The 20,968-nt window shown below is 66.9% G+C and carries 13 protein-coding genes; 12 read left to right on the forward strand and 1 reads right to left on the reverse strand.

The features are described from left to right. Window positions 1-53: 53 nt before the first annotated feature. From AB4099_RS09810 to AB4099_RS09865, 12 genes are all read left to right on the forward strand, one after another. Entirely contained in the window at window positions 54-1,658 is a 1,605-nt protein-coding gene (locus AB4099_RS09810; RefSeq protein ID WP_441477921.1) for an ABC transporter substrate-binding protein, read from the forward strand. Continuing rightward, entirely contained in the window at window positions 1,655-2,518 is an 864-nt protein-coding gene (locus AB4099_RS09815) for an ATP-binding cassette domain-containing protein (protein ID WP_441477922.1), read from the forward strand. Before AB4099_RS09810 ends, AB4099_RS09815 begins: the two co-directional genes overlap by 4 nt. After that, a complete protein-coding gene (locus AB4099_RS09820) occupies window positions 2,515-3,507 on the forward strand; it encodes an ABC transporter ATP-binding protein (RefSeq protein WP_113515959.1) in 993 nt (330 codons plus the stop codon). The genes AB4099_RS09815 and AB4099_RS09820 overlap by 4 nt, the downstream gene beginning before the upstream one ends. After that, complete coding sequence (locus tag AB4099_RS09825; RefSeq protein WP_441477923.1) at window positions 3,504-4,229, forward strand: glycerophosphodiester phosphodiesterase; 726 nt, start codon at window positions 3,504-3,506, stop codon at window positions 4,227-4,229. Before AB4099_RS09820 ends, AB4099_RS09825 begins: the two co-directional genes overlap by 4 nt. Then, on the forward strand, window positions 4,229-5,161 hold the full coding sequence (locus AB4099_RS09830) for an ABC transporter permease (protein ID WP_113516010.1): 933 nt from the start codon (window positions 4,229-4,231) through the stop codon (window positions 5,159-5,161). The genes AB4099_RS09825 and AB4099_RS09830 overlap by 1 nt, the downstream gene beginning before the upstream one ends. A 7-nt stretch (window positions 5,162-5,168) precedes the next feature. Beyond that, the gene (locus AB4099_RS09835) at window positions 5,169-6,044 is read left to right on the forward strand and encodes an ABC transporter permease (protein WP_441478061.1); all 876 of its coding nucleotides are present in this window, start codon (window positions 5,169-5,171) and stop codon (window positions 6,042-6,044) included. A 143-nt stretch (window positions 6,045-6,187) separates the two neighbouring features. Then, the gene (locus tag AB4099_RS09840; protein ID WP_441477924.1) at window positions 6,188-7,168 is read left to right on the forward strand and encodes a LytTR family transcriptional regulator DNA-binding domain-containing protein; all 981 of its coding nucleotides are present in this window, start codon (window positions 6,188-6,190) and stop codon (window positions 7,166-7,168) included. 171 nt (window positions 7,169-7,339) lie between these two features. Continuing rightward, on the forward strand, window positions 7,340-8,551 hold the full coding sequence (ampH, locus tag AB4099_RS09845; protein WP_441477925.1) for a D-alanyl-D-alanine-carboxypeptidase/endopeptidase AmpH: 1,212 nt from the start codon (window positions 7,340-7,342) through the stop codon (window positions 8,549-8,551). 20 nt (window positions 8,552-8,571) lie between these two features. Continuing rightward, window positions 8,572-15,195, forward strand: coding sequence for an autotransporter domain-containing protein (locus tag AB4099_RS09850; protein ID WP_441477926.1), 6,624 nt, complete (start codon window positions 8,572-8,574; stop codon window positions 15,193-15,195). A 190-nt stretch (window positions 15,196-15,385) separates the two neighbouring features. Next, on the forward strand, window positions 15,386-18,679 hold the full coding sequence (locus AB4099_RS09855; protein ID WP_441477927.1) for an adenylate/guanylate cyclase domain-containing protein: 3,294 nt from the start codon (window positions 15,386-15,388) through the stop codon (window positions 18,677-18,679). An 18-nt stretch (window positions 18,680-18,697) separates the two neighbouring features. Then, window positions 18,698-19,378 carry a peroxiredoxin-like family protein gene (locus AB4099_RS09860; RefSeq protein ID WP_113518155.1) on the forward strand — a complete coding sequence of 227 codons (681 nt, stop codon included), beginning with the start codon at window positions 18,698-18,700 and terminating at the stop codon, window positions 19,376-19,378. Between the two features lie 33 nt (window positions 19,379-19,411). Continuing rightward, entirely contained in the window at window positions 19,412-20,221 is an 810-nt protein-coding gene (locus AB4099_RS09865) for a class I SAM-dependent methyltransferase (protein WP_113518154.1), read from the forward strand. Between the two features lie 362 nt (window positions 20,222-20,583). On the opposite strand, the gene AB4099_RS09870 is transcribed toward AB4099_RS09865, so the two are convergent. After that, the gene (locus tag AB4099_RS09870) at window positions 20,584-20,901 is read right to left on the reverse strand and encodes a hypothetical protein (RefSeq protein ID WP_113518152.1); all 318 of its coding nucleotides are present in this window, start codon (window positions 20,899-20,901) and stop codon (window positions 20,584-20,586) included. Window positions 20,902-20,968: the final 67 nt, after the last annotated feature.

Genomic DNA, 20,968 nt, shown 5'->3' on the forward strand with positions numbered 1-20,968 from the left:
TGATCGGACCACTGAACAAGGCCCTTCAACGGGCCCCCCCATGGGAGGATGCAATGGCAAGAGCGACGAGACAGACTGGGCTTTGGGCCGTGCTTGGCGCGGGGCTGGTGGCATCTGTGGAGCTGGGCGCGGCGGCCACAGAGCGGCCAGCGCTTACCGTGGCAGTGAACGAACTTGCGCGCTCGCTCGACCCCGGCGAGAACACGGGCAATGTCGACGTCCGGGTCTATTACTCGATCTTCGACACACTGATCCGCCGCGATTTCGCGCATCCGACGGCTGATGGCGGTGCGAAGCTGGTCCCGGGGCTGGCGGAAAGCTGGTCCTGGAGCACGCCAACCACTTTCGACATGAAGCTGCGCCGCGGCGTCGTCTGCCACGATGGCAGCCCGTTCAATGCCAATGACGTGCTGGCGACGTTTTCCGCCGACCGTCTCTGGGGGGCGAAGCCCTATTATCCCGATGGCCGCGTCTATTTCGGCAATTTCACCAATGTCGAGAAGCTCGACGACTTTACGATCCGGATCACGACGGCCCAGCACGACCCGATCATCGAGCACCGCCTGTCGAGCTACATGTCCTTCGTCATCTGCGACGAGGCCTGGAACAAGTTCAGGGCGGACGGTGTCGAAGCGAAGACCTGGATGGATCAGGCGGCCAAGGCGCTGCGCTGGAAGCCCGTCGGCACAGGCCCCTATAGCTTCGTCGACTACCAGAAGAACGACCGCATCACGCTTGCCGCGTTCGATCGCTATTTCGAGGGCGCGCCCGCGGCGAAATCCATCACCTTCCGCTCGGTTCCGGAGGTTGCGGCCCGTGTTGCCGGCCTCGTCGCGGGCGATTTCGATATCGCCGTCGAGATCCCGCCGGACCAGTGGGACGGCCTCAAGCGCTACAAGGATGTCACGCTGAAGACGGAGCCGCTGGAGAACAGCCATGTGCTCCAGTTCAACACCAACGACCCGGTGCTCTCCGACAAGAAGCTGCGCCACGCGATGAGCCTGGCGATCGACCGCAAGGGATTGATCGATGCCCTCTGGAAGGGCCAGACCTATGCGCCCAACGGCCACCAGCTGCCGAGCTTCGGGCCGATCTATGTCAAGGAAAACAAGGGCTATCCCTATGATCCCGCGCTCGCCAAAAAGCTCCTCGCCGAGAGCAGCTACAAGGGCCAGGAAATCTCCTACCGGCTGATCCCGAACTACTACCTCTACAATGTCGAGGCGGCGCAGGTCATCCAGGAGATGTGGCGCGCCGTCGGCATCAACGCGCGCATCGATTTCGTCGACAGCTTCAAGGATGTCCGCAAGCTCGGTGCCCAGGTCTTCGCCTGGTCGAACACCTATCGCGTGCCTGATCCGGCAGGCGCGATCCTGGCCCTGTGGGGTCCCGACACCGACAACCAGAACACCTGGAAATATTACGGCGCGAGCGCTGCATTCAACGAGGCCGCCAGGGAGCTGCTCGCCGAGACCGAAGAGACCAAGCGCAAGGCGCAGTTCGCAAAGCTGCTCGTTGCCTTCGAGGACGATATGCCGATGACGATGCTCTACAACCCCGTCACCGGCTACGCGCTGAAGAAGGGCATCAACTGGACGCCCTATAGCCAGTACTACATGGACTTCCGCCCCTCGAACCTGTCGATCGGCGCGAAGTGACGGGCACTGTCCGCATGACGGAAGCGGGCGAGGGGAGCGACACGCTCCTCTCCGTCGAGGATTTGACGGTCGGCTTCCGCACCGCCGCCGGCTATGCCGACATCCTGCATTCCGTCTCGTTCTCCGTGCGCCGCGGCGCCACGACTTGCGTCGTTGGCGAGAGCGGCAGCGGCAAGAGCGTCTCCTGCCAGGCCGTGCTCGGCCTGCTGCCGCGGAACGGCCGGCGCGTCGGCGGGCGCATCCTCTTCGAGGGGCGCGATCTCGCCCTGGCCAGCGAAAGTGAGCTGGAGACGGTCCGCGGACGCGGCATCGGCATGGTGTTCCAGGACCCGCTCGGCTCGCTCAATCCGCTGCACACCGTCGGCACGCAGCTGCGCGAGACCCTGCGGCTGCACAGCTCGCTCTCCGAGCCGCAGCGCCAGGCGCGCGAGCTCGAGCTGCTGCGCATGGTCGGAATCCCTGAGCCCGCACAACGCCTGGCATCCTATGTCCACCAGTTCTCCGGCGGCATGGCGCAGCGCGTGATGATCGCGATGGCGCTGGCCTGCGAGCCGCGCCTGCTGATCGCCGACGAGCCGACCACGGCGCTCGACGTGACGATCCAGGCGCAGATCCTCGACCTGCTCAACCGGCTCAAGACCGAGCTGGGCATGGCGATCCTGTTCGTCACCCATGATCTCGGGGTGGTGGCCGAGATGGCCGACGATGTCGTCGTGATGCGCCATGGCCGTGTGGTCGAGGCCGGCCCGGCAGAGCGCGTCCTGCATGCGCCGGAGGCGCAATACACGCGCGAGCTTCTGGCCGCCATGCCGCGCCTCGATGTCTCCGCGCCGGTCTATCGCGAGCGGGTTGCCTCATGAGTGAACGGTCGGAGCCGCTGCTGCGGGTCTCGAAGCTGCGTCGCCATTTCGGCGGCGGTCGCTCCTTCTTCCGGTCGCAGCGGACGATCCGCGCCGTCGAGGATGTCTCGCTCATGCTGCGGGTCGGCGAGACGCTCGGCCTTGTCGGGGAATCCGGTTGCGGCAAGTCCACGACCGGCCGGATGATCGTCGGGCTCGAGCGCCCGAGCGGCGGCGAGATCGTCTTCAAGGGGCGCGACCTTGCCGGTTTGAGCCCGGGCGACTGGCAGCGGCAGCGCCGCGACATCCAGATGATCTTCCAGAATCCGCAATCGGCGCTCGATCCGCGACTGAGCATCGGCCGGCAGATCCGCGAGCCGCTCGACCTGCACGAGATCGGGGATCGGGCCGTTCGGGATGCCGAGGTCGCGCGCCTGATGCAGGCGGTGGCCCTTCCGCCGGAAACGGCCGGGCACTTTCCCCACCAGATCAGTGGCGGCCAGGCGCAGCGCGTCGTCATCGCCCGCGCGCTGGCCATGAAACCCAGCCTGATCGTCTGTGATGAACCGGTCTCGGCGCTCGATGTCTCCGTTCAATCGAAGGTGACCGAACTCCTGCAGGAGCTGCAGGAGCGGTTCGACATCGCCTATCTCTTCATTTCTCACGATCTACGCGTCGTGAAGCAGCTCTCGCACCGCATCGCCGTGATGTATCTCGGCCAGATCGTCGAGGAGGGGCCGACGGATCCGGTCTACCGGCAGCCGCTGCACCCCTACACCATGGCGCTTCTGGCCGCGATTCCCGATCTCTCCGCGCCCAGGCGCACGCGATCGGGCCGCCTCATGGGCGATCCGCCGTCGCCTGCCAATCCGCCTCCGGGCTGTCATTTCCACACCCGCTGCCCCTATGCCCGCCCGCGTTGCTCCGCCGAGATGCCGGTGCTGCGGGAGGTCCAGGGGGGCCGCAGCGTCCGCTGCCATTTCGCCGAAGAACTGAGGGCAGAATCGTGAACCGGCCGCTTGTCATTGCCCATCGCGGCCATTCCGCCGGCTACCCGGAGAATACGTTGGAGGCCTATCGGGCGGCGATCGCCGCCGGGGCCGATCTCGTCGAGACCGATGCGCGCCTGACGGCGGATGGCGCCGTCATCGCCGCGCATGACCCGGATCTGGCGCGGCTCGCAGGCAGCAACGCGGCCATCGCGACGACGAGCCACGCGGCCCTGGTGGCGATCGCGCGCTCGAGCGGCATCCGGCTCGCGACCCTGGCCGAGGCACTCGCAGCGATTTGCCCGCATCGGCAGGCCCTGATCGACGTCAAGACGCAGGACCTGGCGATCATCGACGCGGTGATCGCGGTGATCAATGGGGCAGGCCTGCGCGACCGGGTATGGATCGGCGTGCGCGACGTCCTGCAGGTCGCCCATGCCCGGCTGCAAATGCCGGGTATCCGGGTGCTCGCCTTCCTTCCCGACACGGCAAATCCGGACCATTTCGCGGCGGCGGGAGCGAGCGCCTTCCGTATCTGGGAAGGCGCTCTCGACGGAAAGGTCGCGACAGGCCTGCTCGGCCATGCGCCGGTCTGGGTCACAGCGGGAGGGACCGGAACCGGGCGCCGCGTCGGGGATGTCGATGCCGATGGCCTTGCTGCCATCCTCGGGAAATCCCCGCAGGCCGTGCTGCTCAACGACCCCGACCTGCTCGTCGGGGCACAAAACCGCGTGGCGTCATGATGCCGGGCCGTCATTTCCTGGTGAAGCTGGCGCGCGGCCTCCTGACGGTGTGGCTGATCGTGACCCTGACCTTCGTCGCGCTGAACCTGTCGGGGGACCCGATCGACGCGCTGGTCGGAGACCAGGCCTCGCCCGAACTCATCGCGCATTACCGCGAGAAATTTGGGCTCGATCGACCGCTCTGGCAGCAATACGTTTCCTATATCGCCGGTATCGCACAGGGCGATTTCGGCCTCTCGCTCTCCGATCAGCGCCCGGCCGTTGAACTGATCGCCGGTGCGCTCCCCCATACGCTGCGGCTTGGGCTGACGGCCTTCGTGCTCGGCCTCATTCTCGGTGTCGGCTTCGGCATCGTCGCGGCCTTGAACCGCAACCGGCCGGTGGACCGGCTGGTGATGAGCTTCGCCGTGCTCGGCTTCAGCCTGCCGAATTTCTTCCTCGGCATCCTGCTGATCCTGCTGTTCTCGCTGCATTGGCGGCTGCTGCCGAGCTCGGGCGACGCGACGGCCCTGCACCTGATCCTGCCGGCCGTGACGCTGGGAACGCATTTCGCCGGTACATTCGCGCGTTTCACCCGCTCGGCGATGCTCGAGGTCCTCAACAAGCAATATGTCGTGGCGGCCCGCGCCAAGGGCGTGCCGAGCCTGCGCCGCGTACTCTGGCACGCACTGCCCAACGCCGCGATCCCGATCATCACCATCATCGGGCTCAAGCTCGGTGATCTCGTCGCGGGCTCGATCATCGTCGAGACGGTGTTTGCGGTCCCCGGCGTCGGTCGGCTTCTCGTCAACGCGGTGACATCGCGCGATTTCGCGCTGGTCCAGGCGATCCTGATCATGGTCTCGGTCACGATGATCCTCGCCAATCTCGCGGTCGACGCGATCTACACCCTGATCGATCCGCGCATGCGCGCTGCACGTTCGGAGAACTGAGATGGCGATGCCATGGTCCTTCCGTCGGGCTGACGACACTCCGGTGCGTGCGGAAGCGCGCTATCCCGTCCTCGTCGTCGTCGCCCTTGTCCTGCTGGCGCTGATCGTCGTCGTCTTTCTCTTCGCGGACTGGCTGGCGCCCTATGACTACCGCGCGCAAGCGCTGCTCAAGCGCCTCAGGCCGCCCGTATTCCTGGGTGGGACGACGGATCACCTGCTCGGCACCGACGAACTCGGCCGCGATGTCCTGAGCCGCCTGATCTACGCCATCCGCTTCAGCGTGCTTGTTGCGCTCGGCGGCACCTTGATCGGCGCACTGATCGGTACGGCGCTCGGCTTCATCGCGGCGCATTTCCGCGGCTTCGTCGAGGAAGCGATCATGATGCTGGCCGACGTCCAGGCGTCGCTGCCCTTCATGATGATCGCGCTCGCGCTGATCGCCATGTTCGGCGGCGGCTTCATGCTCTTCATCGCCATCATGGGGTTCTATGGCTGGGAGGTCTTTGCGCGGCTGACGCGGGGCGTCGTCATCGCCGCAAACACGCAAGGCTATGCGACGGCCGTGGTCGCGCTCGGCGCTCCCGCGCGCCATGTCTATCTCCGGCATATCCTGCCCAACATCCTGAGCGTGCTGATCGTTCAGTTCACGCTCAACTTTCCGCAGGTGATCCTGCTCGAGACCTCGCTCAGTTTCCTCGGCCTCGGCATCCGCCCGCCTCTGACCAGCCTTGGCCAGATGCTGGGGGCAGGGCGCGCCTATCTGACCACCGCATGGTGGATCGCGATCCTGCCCGGCATGGCGATCTTCCTGACGACCATGTCGATTTCGATCATCGGCGACTGGGTCCGCGACAGGCTCGACCCGACGCTGCAGTCGCGCTGAGCGAGCAAGCACGGCGGCCGCCATCGCTCGCCCTCCTGACACCTGCCAGGGGGCGTTCAGACTGGTTGGGTCACTGCCGATATTTCGGTTGCACCTGCACAGTTGGCTCCGCCAAATGTGCGGATGCAGCAGGAGGAATCACCGTGCGCGGCACTGGCAGCCAGCGGGTCGTTGCGCAAGCGGAGGCAGGTCGCGCGACAGGCGATCCGCCTGCCGCCGTCTTCGAGACGTGTGCGTTCGCCGACTGCAGCGACATGGCAGGGCCGGACTGGCCCCACCGCATGGCCAAACGGCTGATTCAGGAGCCGGCCGATGTTGCGATCACGGCTGCGCTGGCCGAGATCGGCGAGCTTGCCGGCGCCGATCGGGCCTGGATGTTCGAATACGACTCAGCGCTGCTGCGCTTCCGGAACACCCATGAATGGAGCAGGCAGGGCATTCGCTCCTTCGTCGAAGACCTGCAGAACACGCCGGTGACGATGATCGCCTGGCTGCAGCAATTCCTGGTCTCGGGCAAGGCGGTGATGATCAATCGGGTTGTCGATCTGCCGCGCCCGGCCCGCCAGCTCCAGGTCGAGATGCTGCGCCAGGGCGACCAGAGCGTGCTCAGCGTGCCGGTCTTCCATGGCGGGCAGTTGCGCGCCTGTATCGGTTTCGACGCGACCACCGCAGCCCGGCGCTGGCCGCAGGAGGATATCAGGGCGCTGTTTCGATGCGCGGAGCTGATCGCGTTGGCGCGTTACGGAGCGCACCGCAACGAGCAGGCATTCGCCGACAAGGCGCGGGCGTTTGCACCCTTGATCCATCTGCGTCGGCAGGGGCAGATCATCGGCGTGGAGCCGCACGCCATTCTCGGCGTCCGCTCGGCGCGCGACTATGCGAAGGTCTGGCTGAAGGACGGCTCGACGGTCCTCGACCTGCGCCCGCTCGCGCTCTGGACCGGGTTGCTGCCTCCGGGCTCCTTCCTGCGCGTCCACCGCACCGCGATCATCAACCTGCAGCACGTTAGCGGGCTCGACCGACGCGACGGGAATAGCTGGAAGATCGCGCTCGGCCAGCTCGCCGAGGCCTGGCCCGTGTCGCGCCCCTACCGGCAGGAATTGCGGCAGCGACTCGGGATTTGAGCGCCGGCCGCTTCGCGTAACGTAACCTCCTGCCGGTTTACCGATTTCTCACGATGAAACCGATCGGCAGGGGGATTCATCGAACCGGCATGTCGGTTGGTCGAATTCCACTTGCCTCCCGGCTGACACGCAAACCCGATGGCATGCCGATCAACCAATGCACGCTTGCCCATGCCCCTCCGCCGCACCGTCACTGCTCCGACCTCCAAACGTGTCCTGGGGCACAAGGCGGCAAGGTTCGCCATCTGCTCCCTGGTGACCGTCTTTTTATCCGCAGGCTGGCAGCGCCAGGCCGCTGCCGAAGATCTGGCCCTGCAGGACGCGGCATCGATGGCCGGCGTCGCGATGTTCCTGAACGCGCGCGCTCCGGGGCTGATCCTCGCCATCGTCAGGGGCGAGGACAGCGTCATCGCAGGCTACGGCGAAACGGCGCCAGGCAACGGCAAGGAGCCCGACGGCCGATCGATCGTCCGCGTCGGCTCGGTTTCAAAAGTCTTCGCGGCCGATGTGCTTGCCGCGATGGCCGCAACCGGGCAGCTCGCCCTCGACGCTCCGCTCAGTCGCTATGCCCCGCCCGGCAAGGCTCCGCTGGATTTGGCCGACCGGTCAATCACGTTGCTCGACCTCGCGACGCATTCGGCCGGACTGCCGCGCGAAATGGCCGATCCAGCGACGCCGGCGGAAGAGAAGAACCCGTTTGCGACCTTCAAGGCATCCTATTACTGGGACTGGGTCTCGGGTCATCGCCCGGCCTACCGCCCCGGCACCACCGCGATGTACTCAAATTTCGGCTTCGGCCTGCTCGGCGATGCGCTCGGCAGGGCCGGTGGCAAGCCCTTTGCCGAACTGGTGCGCGAGCGCATCACCGCGCCGCTCGCCATGGCGGACACGGCGCTGCGTCTCTCGGAGGCTCAGAAGCCCCGGCTGATGACCGGGCTCGACCCGTTCGGCAAGCCCGATCCGAACTGGGAGGCGAGCGAGGTGATGCAGGCCAGCGCCGGCATCTACACCACCGCCGAGGACATGGTGAAATGGATTCGCTGGCATCTGGCCGATGACGCGGCCGGGCGCCCGGCGCGGACACTCGCGCATGCGCTCTGGCGGCCCCATGACGGGCTTGCGCGCCTCGTCGGCGTCGAGGCCACGGATTCCGACGGGATGGGGCTGGGCTGGATCGTTAGCCCGGCGCGCGAACGCGTGCCGCTGCTGCTCGGCAAGAGCGGCGGCATCGGCGGCTTCATGAGCTATGTCGTGCTCTCGCCCAACCGCAAGCTCGGCATCTTCGTCGTCGCCAGCCGCGTCGACTTCGCCATGTTCGGGGGGATACGGCAGGCGGTCCGGGATCTTGCGGCCGAACTCGTGCCCGCGGCGGAAGGGCGCTGAGCGTTGCGGACGGCAAGGGCATGACGGCGGCGCGGCCGAACCTGGCCTTTGAAATCAGCCGGCGTCCTGACCTGACGCCGGCTGCAAGCCTGCGCGGATATCATGGCGCGGCCTTGTCGCAGAAGCGGGCTGCGCTGCGCTCGTCCACGGCCATCGCCGGAGTTCTGGCCGGGAGCGTCATGCTCGGCGCCATCCTGATCGGCGCATCTCCGGCCGCAGCCCAGTCGCTGGGCGGCGGCGGCGCGGGCGGCCGCCATGGCGTCAGCAAGCCTGTCGCTGGCGGAGCGGGCGCCGGCTCGGGATTGTTCGCGGGCGGCGGAGGCGGCGGCGGCGGCGGCCGGCACGGTGACAGGCGCAGCGGAACTGCCAACGGCGGCCAGGGCGGAGCCGGCGGTAGCGGCGCGCATGCGAAGGGCGGCGGCGATGGCGGCGGTACCGGTGCCATCGGCTTCGACGGCAGGAATGGTTCCGTTATGCTACCGGGCGGCCAGGCGATCACGGGCGGTGCCGGCGGGGCAGGCGCGATTGGTGGAGATGGCAGCGACGGCCAGCCCTTCGGTGGCATCTGGGGGCATGACAGCGGCAGCGGCGGCGGCGGTGGCGGCGGCGGTACCGGCGCGATCCTGAGTGATCCGAACGCGAGTTTCGTCACCGCGCCGATTCTCGGTGGCAGCGGTGGCGCGGGCGGGAAAGGCGGCAAGGCCGGCACCGGTGCCGTCGGCCTGGTCGGACCGATCCCAGGGGCGGGCTATGGCGGTGCGGGCGGCGGTGGCGGCGGCGGTGGCGGCGGCGGGGTCGGGCTGGTGCTGCTGCAGTCCGGAGAAGTCCTCGTCAGGTCGGTGATTTCGGGCGGTAATGGCGGCGCAGGCGGTGCCGGCGGTACGGGCGGGGACGGCGCCGGAGGTGTGCTCGGCCAGAACTGCCCGCAGGGCCTGCCCTGCTTCCTCTGGGGAGACGATGGCGGGGACGGGTATTATGGCGGCAGCGGCGGCAATGGCGGCGATGGCGCGGTCGGGCTCTATGCCTCCGGCTCTGGCCCGGTCATCGTCCAGAACCAGTCGGCCATTCGCGGCGGCGACGGCGGCGCCGGCGGTGTCGGAGGGACGGGTGGTGGCGGCAAGAACGGCGGCGACGGCGGCCATGGCGGCAATGCCGGCAATGGCGGCGACGGTCTCGTGCTTGCGGCAGGCGGCAGGCTCCAGGTCCAGGCCGGAGGGCTCATTACCGGCGGCAAGGGCGGCGCCGGCGGAGCGGCCGGCGCGGCAGGTTACGGCTCGTACAACACTGATCCCGGGCATTATGGCACGGCGGGCCAAAGCGGGCGCGGTGGGCGCGCCGTTGCGGGGGGCGGCGGCGTCAGGATCGTCACGGCCGGGCAAATCGAAGGCGGGCTCAATGCGGACGGGTCGCATGCCGATGCGATCAGTCTGACTGGCGGCGGCAATACGCTGGAATTGCAGCCAGGCTATCGCATCCTCGGCAATGTCGCCCTCACGCGCGACGACAGCAATCCGAACACGCTCGTCCTCGGCGGCTGGCAGAATGCCAGTTTCGACCTCGCCACCTTGGGCAATGCCAGCCAGGCCTTCGGCATTTTCGCGAAGGACGGGCCGGGCACCTGGACCGTGACGGGTGCAGCGAGCTTCGCCAACGTCAGTATCAGGAATGGCGGGCTCGTCTTGTCCGGCGCGGCGCAGCTCGCCAGCACCACGGCAGTCATCGCGCCTGAGGCGGGCTCCAACGCTGCGGTCACGATCTCCGGTTCCGCCGCGAAATGGAACAACGCGGTGCCGATGGTCATCGGCGACAAAGGCGACGGATCGCTGACCATCACGAATGGCGGCACCCTGACCAGCCTGTTCACGCTCTTCCAGCCCCAGCTCGGGATCGCCACGATCATCGGCAAGGAGGCCGGCTCTCGCGGCACGGTCCTCATTTCCGGCTCAGGGGCGCACTGGAGCAATTATTCGGCGCTGTACCTCGGGATCGACGGCTCAGGTCAGATGACGATCGCCAATGGCGGCAGCCTCGACAGCTATGGCGAGACGATCATCGGGGGCAAGCCCGGCGCGCCCGGCTCCGATGCGGTCGTCACGGGGGCAGGCTCGCGCTGGACCGTGCATCGCGGCCCCGGCTATCTCGAGCGCGCCGAACTTGGCGTCGGCAGCACGAGTTCGCTGCTCATCTCCGATGATGGTCGGGTCCAGAGCGACACGGCGGCGGTCGCCGGCAGCCTCATCGTCACGGGCGCCGGTTCCGTGCTGACCACGGTCAATTCGGATGCCCTCTATCATGGCGTCGAGGCCTTCACCCTGTCGGGGCTCGGCGGCGGAGCCGCAACCGCAACGGTCTCGGATGGTGGGCTGATCGATACCGGCAAATATGTCATCGCCTTGAAGGATTACGGCCCCAGCTCCTTGAACATCGGTGCTGGTGCCGGGGCTCCGGCAGCCGCTCCCGGATTCCTGAAGACCGGTGGCGTGCAAATCTCGACAGCCGGTGCGCTCGTCTTCAACCACACGGCGTCGGATTATCGCTTCGATGCGGCGCTCTCCAGCGCCGGCGCGGGCGCGGGGACGATCCGGCTGCTCTCGGGCACGACGATCCTGACGGGCGACAGTTCGGGTTTTTCGGGCGCTGTGACGGTGGCGAGCAGCACGCTCAGGATGGCGGGCTCGGCGCGTCTCGGCGGCGCCATCGCGATCAATGCCGGCGGCCGCGTCGAAGGCGAGGGCAGCCTGGGTGCGATCACGATCGGCAATGGGGGCACCCTGGCGCCCTCCGGCCCGACCTCGCTGACCGTCAACGGCAACCTCACGGCGAATGCAGGCGGCACCATCAGGCCATCGGATGCCGCCCCGCTCATCGTCAACGGCACGCTGACACTCAACGCCGGCGGCAACTACGATTACCAACTGCGCAGCGCCGACGCCCCCGCGATCGACTCCGCCACGACACAGGTCAATGGAAACCTCGCCCTCAATGGCGGGATACTGAACATCGGCGCCGGTTCGCAGCCCATGATCGGCTTCCACCGTGTCTTCACCTATACCGGCACCTTGTCAGGCGGCGGCCTTGGCATCGGGAGTACGCCGGCGACCAGCCCGTTCGCCTATGACTACAGAATCGACATCTCGCAGGCGGGCAAGGTCGACCTGCTCGTCCAGCAGAACGGCCTCAACATCCTGCAACTCTGGGGCACGACATCGGCGGGCGGCGCATCCGGCACCTGGAATGCCGGAAGCCAGAACTGGTTCGACTATGCCGGCGCCGCTCCCACGCAATGGGGCAGCGGCTACGGTGTCTTCCGCGGTCCGGGCGGCACCGTTACCGTTGACGGCCAGCAGAACCTCGTCGGGCTGCAATTCGCGGGCGGCAGCTACACGCTGGTCGACGGGGCCGGAGGCAGCCTGAACCTGGGCGGCTACAGTAACGGCAGCTTCGTCATCACGACGCCGGAGATCCGCGTCCTCGACGGCGAGACCGCAACGGTCGCCCTGACGATCACTGGCTCTGACGGTCTCGGCAAGACCGGCGACGGCACGCTGATCCTGTCGGGAGCCAATACCTATACCGGCGGCACCATGATCGTTGGCGGGACGCTGCAGATCTCGGATGACCGCAATCTCGGGGGAACGGGCAGTCTGACCTTCGACAATGGCGCGCTCCATACGACGGCCGATATCGTCTCTGCCCGCAGCATCGCCTTGAACGACACCGGCGCCATCGACACCGATGCCGGCACGACGCTACGGCTCACCGGAGGGCTCAGCGGCGCGGGTGGGCTGATCAAATGGGGCGCCGGTACGCTCGCGCTCACAGGCAGCAACAGCTGGTCCGGGGGCACGCTCATCACGGCCGGAACGCTGTTCGCCGACAGCGCCGGAGCCCTCCCAGGGATGACCGGATATGTCCTGACCGGCGGCAAGCTCGATCTCAACAGCTACAATCTGGCGATGAGCCTGCTCGCCGGCACTGGCGGCGAGATCGCGCTCGGCACGGCTACGCTGACCGTCGACCAGAGCGAGGACAGTACCTTCGCTGGCGGCATCACCGGCGCCGGACGGATCGAGAAGGCAGGTGCGGGCACGCTGCTTCTAACCGGAACGAGCAGCTATTCCGGGGGCACCGCGATCCGCGGCGGCACGCTGGCCATCATCGCCGACGCCAATCTCGGCAATGCCTCCTCGAACCTCGCACTGAGCGGGGGAGGCCGGTTGGCGACACTCGCCGATATCACCAGCTCCCGCGCGATCACGCTCACAGGCTCGGGCACGATCGAGACCATGGCGGGCACGACCTTCGCGCTCAGTGGGGCGATCAGCGGCACTGGGAGTCTGGTGAAGGACGGCTGGGGCTCGCTGGCATTGACGGGAAGCGCCAGCCATGGCGGCGGCACGACGATCGCCGCCGGCATTCTGCAGATCGGCAATGGCGGGACTACCGGCGAACTCGCCGGCAATGTCGTCAACAACGCGCTTCTGAGCTTCAACCGCACGAACGACTACGTCTTCGCCGGCGCCATCTCGGGCAGCGGCAGCGTCGTCCAGTCCGGCGGCGGCACGACGATCCTGACCGGCAACAACAGCTATTCCGGCGGCACGGTGATCAGGGCCGGCGTGCTCGAGGTCGCATCCGACGGCAATCTCGGCGCCCAGGGCACGGCGATCAGCTTCTTCGGCGGCGCCCTGCGCTTCGACACCGCGTTCGACACCAGCCGCACCGTGCTGCTGCTGGGCAACGGGACCGTCGACACCAATGGCCGCGACGCGACGCTGACGGGTGGCGTCTATGGCTTCGGCGATCTGATCAAGACCGGGGCGGGAACGCTGACGCTAACCGGCAGCAACTTCTATCGCCGCACCGTCATCGCGGCGGGCAGGCTCGTCGGCGATGCAGCCTCGATCTCCGGCGACATCGTCAATAACGGTACGGTCGTCTTCGATCAGCGCAGCGATGCCAGCATCGCGAGCGTGTTCTCCGGCACGGGACGGTTCGACAAGACCGGCCGCGGCGGGCTCGAACTGCGCGGCGACAGTGCGGCCTATTCCGGAACGACCACGGTGTCGGCGGGCATGCTCGTGGTCAATGGTTCCCTCGGCGGCGAGATCGATGTCCTCAGTGGCGCCCGACTCCAGGGCAGCGGCACCGTCGGTGCGACGACGATTCGTTCCGGCGCGACGATCGCGCCCGGCAACTCGATCGGCACGCTGACAGTCGCTGGCGATGTCGCGTTCGAGCGGGGCGCGATCTACGAGGTCGAGGTCGATGCCGGCGGCATGGCGAGCGACCTGATCCGTGCGAGTGGGATGGCACGACTCGGCGGCGGCTCGGTGGTGCATCTCGGTGAGGACGGCAATTATCGGGCGAACCAGCGTTATACGATCCTGACCGCCGATCGGGGCGTGCTGGGCCGTTTCGACGACGTGAGCTCGCGCTATCTCTTCCTCGATCCGTCGCTGGGCTATGATGCGACCAGCGTCACGCTGACCTTGCTGCGCAACGACCTGCCTTTCGCCGCCCTCGCACAGACCCGCAACCAGACCCAGACCAGCCTCGGCCTGGAGAGCCTCGACGAGGCCAGTCCGCTCTGGCAGCGTTTCACGCAACTGCGCGACGCGGATGAGGGCCGACGCGCCTTTGACAGCCTATCCGGCGAGATTCACGCTTCGGCCAAGACCGCGCTGATCGAAGGCAGTCAGATGGTGCGCAGTGCGGTTTCCGACCGGATCCGCGCTGCCTTCGACGGAATCGGTGCGCCGCATATCGCGACGTTGGCCTATGCCTCCGGCAAGGGGGGGATCTCGACGGCCCCGGCGGAAAACCTGGCGCTATGGGCGCGCGGCTTCGGCTCCTGGGGGCAGACCCAAGGGGACGGCAATGCCGCCTCGCTGACGCGCTCGACCAACGGCCTCATCGCCGGCCTCGACCTCGCCGCCACGGCGGATAGTCGGGCAGGCATCATGGCGGGATATTCGCGCTCACATTTCGAGGTGGCGCGCCGCAGGTCGCAAGGCGACGCGGACAACTATACGATCGGCGTCTATGGCGGGGCCCGCTTCGATCGTCTCCGCCTGACCGGCGCGGTGAACTTCACCTGGCACGATCTCTCAATGCGCCGCTCGGTCTCTTTCCCGGGGGGCGGCGAGCAGCTTCTGTCGGGCTATGGTGCCCACACCCTGCAGGCCTTTGGCGAGATCGCCTATCGTCTCGATTTCGGGCCGGGTGTGTTCGAGCCCTTCGCCAATCTGGCCTATGTCAATCTGCGTAGCGATGACTTTCGTGAAACGGGCGGTATCGCAGCTTTGTCCGCCGGCCCGCAGACCACCGCCGTGACCTTCGCCACACTCGGGCTGCGCGCGCAGACCGGTGTCGAGCTCGGCGGCAGCACGGTGCAGCTCAACGGCACGCTCGGCTGGCGCCATGCTGGCGGCGACCTGACGCCACTCTCGCTCCAGGCCTTCGCCGGCGGCGCCCCGTTCTCGATCGCGGGCGTTCCGATCGCCCGCGATGCGCTGGTGCTCGGCGCCGGCATCGGCATGAAGCTCACACCCGCGGCCGAGCTCAGCATCGCCTATGACGGCCAGCTCGCGCGGAGCGCCACCGACCATAGCTTCAACGCCAGGGTCGGAATCAGGTTCTGAGGGCAGGGACGACCGCGCACGCAGGAACGTTCTCGGCCCGACCCGCCAACTCGCCTCGTAAGAACGGCCGGCCGTTTCCGTTATCGCGCCGTCGCTTGCAGCCTGGCCGTTATGGGTTCAACCTTGTGAAGGCCGTGCCGCAAGGCGTGAGGCGAGAGCAGGCTTTTACGGCCCCGCGAGGTCTTGGTCGATGGACTGCTCGGGTTGCGGTTTCCAGATCGAAAGCGGCTTTGCCTTCTGCCCGAAATGCGGCGTGCGCCAGCCCGTGCCGTGTTCGAGTTGCAGCTTTCTCTGCGCGCCGGATTTCGCCTTTTGCCCGCGATGCGGCGCCCGCATCACCGCGAAAGCCATCCCTCAGACCGCACCGGCGCCGAGTGCGGCCACTGCCGTTCGCTCCCGCATGCCAGCACCGATCACGGACGTCGAGAGGGAACAGGTCGCGGCGCAGCCTGTCGCCGATGCGGATCGCAGGACGGTGACGATCCTGTTCGCCGACCTCAGCGGCTTCACCACGCTCAGCGAGAGGCTTGACCCCGAGGTCGTTCAGACCTTGCAGACCGCCTTGTTCACGGAATTGACGGCGGCCGTGCAGAGCTTTGGCGGTTTCGTCGACAAGTTCATCGGCGATGCGCTGCTTGCTCTGTTCGGCGCACCGATCGCGCATGAGGATGATCCGGAACGCGCGCTCCGTGCCGCTCTCGACATGATCGCCCGCACGGCGCGGCTCGGCGAAAGCTCCGCCGCCGCAAGTGCTGAAATGGTTCTCCATATCGGGATAAACACCGGTCCGGTCGTTGCGGGAGGCCTCGGGGTCGGCACGGCGAAATCCTATTCAGTGACCGGCGACACGGTGAACACAGCCCAACGGTTGCAATCGCTGGCTGCCCCAGGCGAGGTGCTGGTGGGGCCGTTGACCTACCGACTGACCCGGCATGCCTTCTCCTATGCCTCGCTCGGCGATATCGCACTTCGCGGCAAGTCCGGCAGCGTTCTGGTGCATCGGCTGGGCGGGCCGCTCGCATCGCCGCGTGCAGCGCGTGGACTTGATGCGCTCGGCCTCAGCACGCCGCTGATCGGCCGGGATGCGGAGCTCCAGCGCATGCTGGCGAGCCTCGACCAGGCCTGTGCTGGCCAGGCGCAGCTTCTGCGCCTTGTCGGTGAGGCCGGCATCGGGAAATCTCGGCTGGTGAACGAGTTCGTCGGCCGCCTCGGCTGCGAGGAGCGCTTTCGCGACGTTGCCGTACGGCAGGCCGCCTGCTCGCCGCTTGGCGAACAGTCCTTCGGCGCCATCGGTGCGGTCGTGCGCAGCGCTGCCGGGGTGATGCAGAACGATGCTCCCGACGAGATGCGCTTGAAGCTCGGAGCCTTGCTGGCCAACCTTGGCATGGCGGGTGAAGAGGCGGAGCGATTGATGCCGCTGCTCTACCATGTGCTCGGCCTGGGCGACCCTAAGGCAAGTTTGCAGCATGTCGAGCCCGAGCAATTGCGGCGGCAAATCCTCCATGCTGTCTGCACGATCATCGAGCGGCGCCTGGCTCTGTCGCCGCTGCTGATCGTCGTCGAAGATCTGCACTGGGCTGACACGGTATCGCTGGAAGCGCTGCGTTTCGTGATGGACAGGCTGGACCGATCGCGGCTGATGCTGGTGGTCACTCATCGCCCCACGCAGCAAAACGATCCGCTGGACTCAAGCCGCTTCAGCCATACCGCGCTCAGGCTGACGCAGCTTGGAGACAGCGACGGACGCCGCCTGCTCGCGGCCCTGTTCGGCGAGGGCTGGCTGAGCTCCATCGGGGCGCTGCCTGAGAGGATCCTCGAGCGCGCCGGCGGCAACCCCTTGTTCCTCGAGGAGATCGTGCGGAGCCTGATCGAGCTCGACGTGCTGAAGCGCGACGGCCAGCACTGGCAGATCGTGGCGGGCGAAGCGGCAGTCAGCATCCCGGACACGATCCAGGCGATGTTGCTCGCCCGCTTCGACCGGCTGCCGCAGGAGGCGCGGCGTCTCGCGCAGGAAGCCGCGGTCATTGGCCCTCGCTTCGATGCGACGCTGCTTGCAGCGGTGACCGCCGACCCCGCCAGGCTCGAAGCCGGGCTCGAACTGCTTGGCGACGCGGAAATCATCCAGAAGGCCGGGACAGGCGCGATCTCGTCGCAGTGCTACCGCTTCACGCAGACATTGCTGCACGATGTGATCTACCAGAATCTGCTGCTGCTACGACGGACCGAACTGCACGGGCAGATCGCCACCGCCTTCGAAGGCCTGTGCGGCGAAAGTCCAGAAAGGCTCGAAGATCTGACCGTGCTCGGTCATCATTTCGGGCTGAGCGCAGAGCGGGAAAAGGGCGCGCAATACCTGCGCGAGGCCGGTGATCGCGCCCGCATGATCTATGCAAATGACGACGCCCTTCGCTTCTACGAGCAGGCGCTAGCGGCGCTGGCGACGGCCGAACCGACAGGGGTCAGGTTGCAGCTCGGCGAGCGGATTGCCGATCTCTGTGGCCCGACCGGCCGCCGTGCGCTGGCGCATGAGCATTATGGGATGGTGCTGCGGGTCTATCGCGAGAACGGCGACCGCGTCGCCTCGGCCCGGGTTCTTCGCAAGATCGGCCGCCTGCTCTGGGATGTCGGCAAGCGCGACAAGGCCGAAGCCTGCTACGCCGAGGCCGCGACACTTCTCGACGGAGCTGACGCGCCGATCGAGCAGGCGCATCTCTGGCAGGAGCGCGGCCGCCTGGCGTTCCGGACCGGCGATCACGCGCGTGCAGCAGAATGGGCCGACGCTGCGCTCGCATGCGCGTGCACGCTGACCCGGGACGAGGCCTCCGGGATCGGGCGCGAGGCAGCGCTCGTGACTGCAGAAGCGCTCAACACCAAGGGCGTCGCGCTGGCCCGGCTCGGGCGGAACCGCGAAGCAGTGCGCGAGGTGGAGCGAAGCATAGAGGTGGCAGAAGCTGCCGACCTGCCTGGCGCCGCCTGCCGCGGCTACACCAATCTCGGCGTGCTCTATACAACGATCAATCCCGTGCAGGCGATGGAGGTGTGTCGGCGCGGCCTCGAGATATCGCGGCGTATCGGCGATCTGGGTTTCCAGGCACGCCTCCTCACCAATCTGGCGGTCGCCTGCTGCACATTCACGGACCGCTGCCCGACAGAGGGCGTTCCGGCGGCGGAGAAAGCGGTGGAGATCGACCGGGCGCTCGACCAGCGCGAGCACCTGCCTGTGCCCCTGATCGTGCTCGGGCAGATCCACCAATGCCAGGGGCAACCAGACATCGCGGCCAGCTTCTACAACGAAGCGCTCGACGTTGCCCGCGAAACGGGCGAGCCGCAGCTGCTCTTTCCATGTTATGATGGTCTCGCAACACTCAATCTCGACCGTGACGATCTGGCGGAAGCCGACCGTTACTTTTCGCTGGCGCAAGATGTCTGCGCCCGGCACGGGCTCGACCCGGAAGCGCTCGTGGTGCTGCCTTTCCTCGATTGACCGCGGAGGAGGTTGGATATGCTCGCGCAGGCCGACATGGTTCCTCTTCAACCCGGCGACAGGGCACCGAACGTCGTGCTCGACGCCATCACCCGCGAGGGAAAGATCGCAATCGACGACTTTCGCGGTCAAAAGCCGGTGCTGGTCGGCCTGTACCGCGGCTTGCACTGTGCCTTCTGCCGGCGCCATATCGCCGCCCAGGCGCAGCTCGATCCGGCGCTCCGTGCTGCGGGCGTCGAGAGCCTGACCGTGGTCAACACGCCGATTGAACGCGCGCGACTCTATTTCCGTTATCATCCGATGCCCAATCTTCTCGCCGCCTCCGATCCCAAACGAACCTCCCACCAGGCATTTGGCCTGCCAAATCTCGAATTCACGGAGAACGAGACGGCATGGCCGCACAAGGTCTCGATGGCTGCCGTACTTGGCATGCGGGTCGAGATTCCCGGCGAGACGCCCGGACCGCTCGACCCGTTGGCGGGGTCGCAATTCCTCGACAACAAGGACGGTTACGAACTGACCGAGGCCGACCTGGAGATGAAGGCGACAGGCCTTGGCCAGCTTGTCGGCCAGTTCCTGCTCGACCGGCAAGGCATCGTGCGCTGGTGCTTCACCGAAGTTCCGGAAGGGGGGCGTTACATGTTCGGGGCGCCGAACCCCCAGGAGCTCATGTCGGCGGTTTCCCAGGTTGCGCAGTAGAGAGGTTCTTCAGCGAGCAAGGAGAGCCCCACCATGCCGTCCAGCTTCACCGTCCGCAGCGCCAGCGGTTATGAGCAGCTCATGGGCCGCTGGAGCCGTCAGCTTGCCGGCCCGTTCATTGATTTCGCCGGTATCGCCCATGGCGAGCGGGTTCTCGATGTCGGTTGCGGGACAGGCAGCCTGACCTTCGCGCTGCCCCAGGCTGCGGAAATCGCCGAGGTCGCAGCGATCGACTTTTCACCGATCTTCGTCGCGGAGGCCCGGCGCCGGAACAGTGATCCGCGGATCACGATCAAGGAGGGCGATGCCTGCTCCATCCCTTTCCCCGACGACGAATTCGACCGGGCCCTGTCGCTGCTCGTCCTCCACTTCGTGCCGGCAGCCGACAAGGCGGTTGCCGAAATGCGTCGTGTGGTGCGGCCGGGCGGTGTTGTCGCAGCCGCCGTTTGGGATCACCTCGGCGGAATGTCCGGGATGCGCATGATGTTGGACACCGTCGCCGCGCAGGACGAGCAGGCGCGAAGCCTGCGCGCTCATTACTGCTTCCAGCCCATGATGAGGCCCGATGAAATGCGGCAGACGTTCATGGCGCAGGGCCTTCAGGAGGTCGAGCAGACCTCGCTGATGATCAGGATGGATTACGAGAATTTCGCCGACTACTGGGACCCGTTCGCCGCCGGCGAGGGGCCGCTCGGCAAATATGTCGCGGGGCTCGATCCGGCGTCCCGGGCAAGGGCTGGCGAGGCTGTCCGGGACGCCTATGAAGCCGGGCAGCCCGATGGTCCACGCTCCTTTGCGGCCGTCGCCTGGGCCTGCCGCGGGGTGGTTCCCGGCGGTGGATGAGCGCCACCTGCCTACGCCTGGATTAGCCGTTCGCTCGCCTCCTCGCGAGCTTTCGCTCGCCGCCGTCCAGCGGCTTGCTTCTGAAGCGGGTTTTGAGGAGGGGAATCAAGATGTTGGACCGCTTCGTTCAGTCCGTGTTGAACCTCGCCGCCGTCGTCGCGGGTTGGTTTGTTCCTCCTGGCGCACATAAGTTCGGACTCGTCCAGATGGGCGTTGCGCTCCTCGTGGTGACCGCCCTGATTGCCCTTGTGGCCTTCTGGCGGCACGCACGAAGTCGGCGCAGACACGCAGGCGACGATGCCTCGGGCTAACCGGACAAGGGCCACCCGCATGTCACGAGTGAATTTACCCGCAGGTCGCGACTACCAGCGCTCATAGTGGTGCCGGCGATAGCCATGTGCGGGCGCCCAAGGCGGCGGACCACCATGACGACGGCCATAGCCGTAACCGTGGCTGTAGCCATCGCGCCGGCCGTAATATCTCTGACGATTCATGTTGTCCTGAATGATCATCAGGCGTTCCCGCTTCGCATCAGTCATGGCGAACGCCAACGGTTGCCTGTCGAGTTGCTGCGCGATAGCGGGCGCAATCGCTTCGCTTGCCTGAGCTGCAGGCGCGAGGCCCGCCATCGTTGCGGCCGCGCCAATGACGATAGTGGCTGTGATCAAGAACCGACGCATCGGGGTTCTCCTTGTTTCCTCTCGACGATTAAAGCCTTCCGAGAGGGAACGCAGGATGAACGGAATC

The organism is Allobosea sp. 2KB_26 (genome assembly GCF_052115715.1).
In the GTDB taxonomy this organism is placed as follows: Bacteria; Pseudomonadota; Alphaproteobacteria; order Rhizobiales; family Beijerinckiaceae; genus Allobosea.

Bases quoted from the DNA above. Each gene is read 5' to 3' on its own strand.
- AB4099_RS09810 (WP_441477921.1), top strand. From the start codon at position 54: ATGGCAAGAGCGACGAGACAGACTGGGCTTTGGGCCGTGCTTGGCGCG.
- AB4099_RS09820 (WP_113515959.1), top strand. From the start codon at position 2,515: ATGAGTGAACGGTCGGAGCCGCTGCTGCGGGTCTCGAAGCTGCGTCGC.
- AB4099_RS09830 (WP_113516010.1), top strand. From the start codon at position 4,229: ATGCCGGGCCGTCATTTCCTGGTGAAGCTGGCGCGCGGCCTCCTGACG.
- AB4099_RS09835 (WP_441478061.1), top strand. From the start codon at position 5,169: ATGCCATGGTCCTTCCGTCGGGCTGACGACACTCCGGTGCGTGCGGAA.
- ampH (WP_441477925.1), top strand. From the start codon at position 7,340: ATGCCCCTCCGCCGCACCGTCACTGCTCCGACCTCCAAACGTGTCCTG.
- AB4099_RS09850 (WP_441477926.1), top strand. From the start codon at position 8,572: ATGACGGCGGCGCGGCCGAACCTGGCCTTTGAAATCAGCCGGCGTCCT.
- AB4099_RS09855 (WP_441477927.1), top strand. From the start codon at position 15,386: ATGGACTGCTCGGGTTGCGGTTTCCAGATCGAAAGCGGCTTTGCCTTC.
- AB4099_RS09860 (WP_113518155.1), top strand. From the start codon at position 18,698: ATGCTCGCGCAGGCCGACATGGTTCCTCTTCAACCCGGCGACAGGGCA.
- AB4099_RS09865 (WP_113518154.1), top strand. From the start codon at position 19,412: ATGCCGTCCAGCTTCACCGTCCGCAGCGCCAGCGGTTATGAGCAGCTC.
- AB4099_RS09870 (WP_113518152.1), bottom strand. From the start codon at position 20,901: ATGCGTCGGTTCTTGATCACAGCCACTATCGTCATTGGCGCGGCCGCA.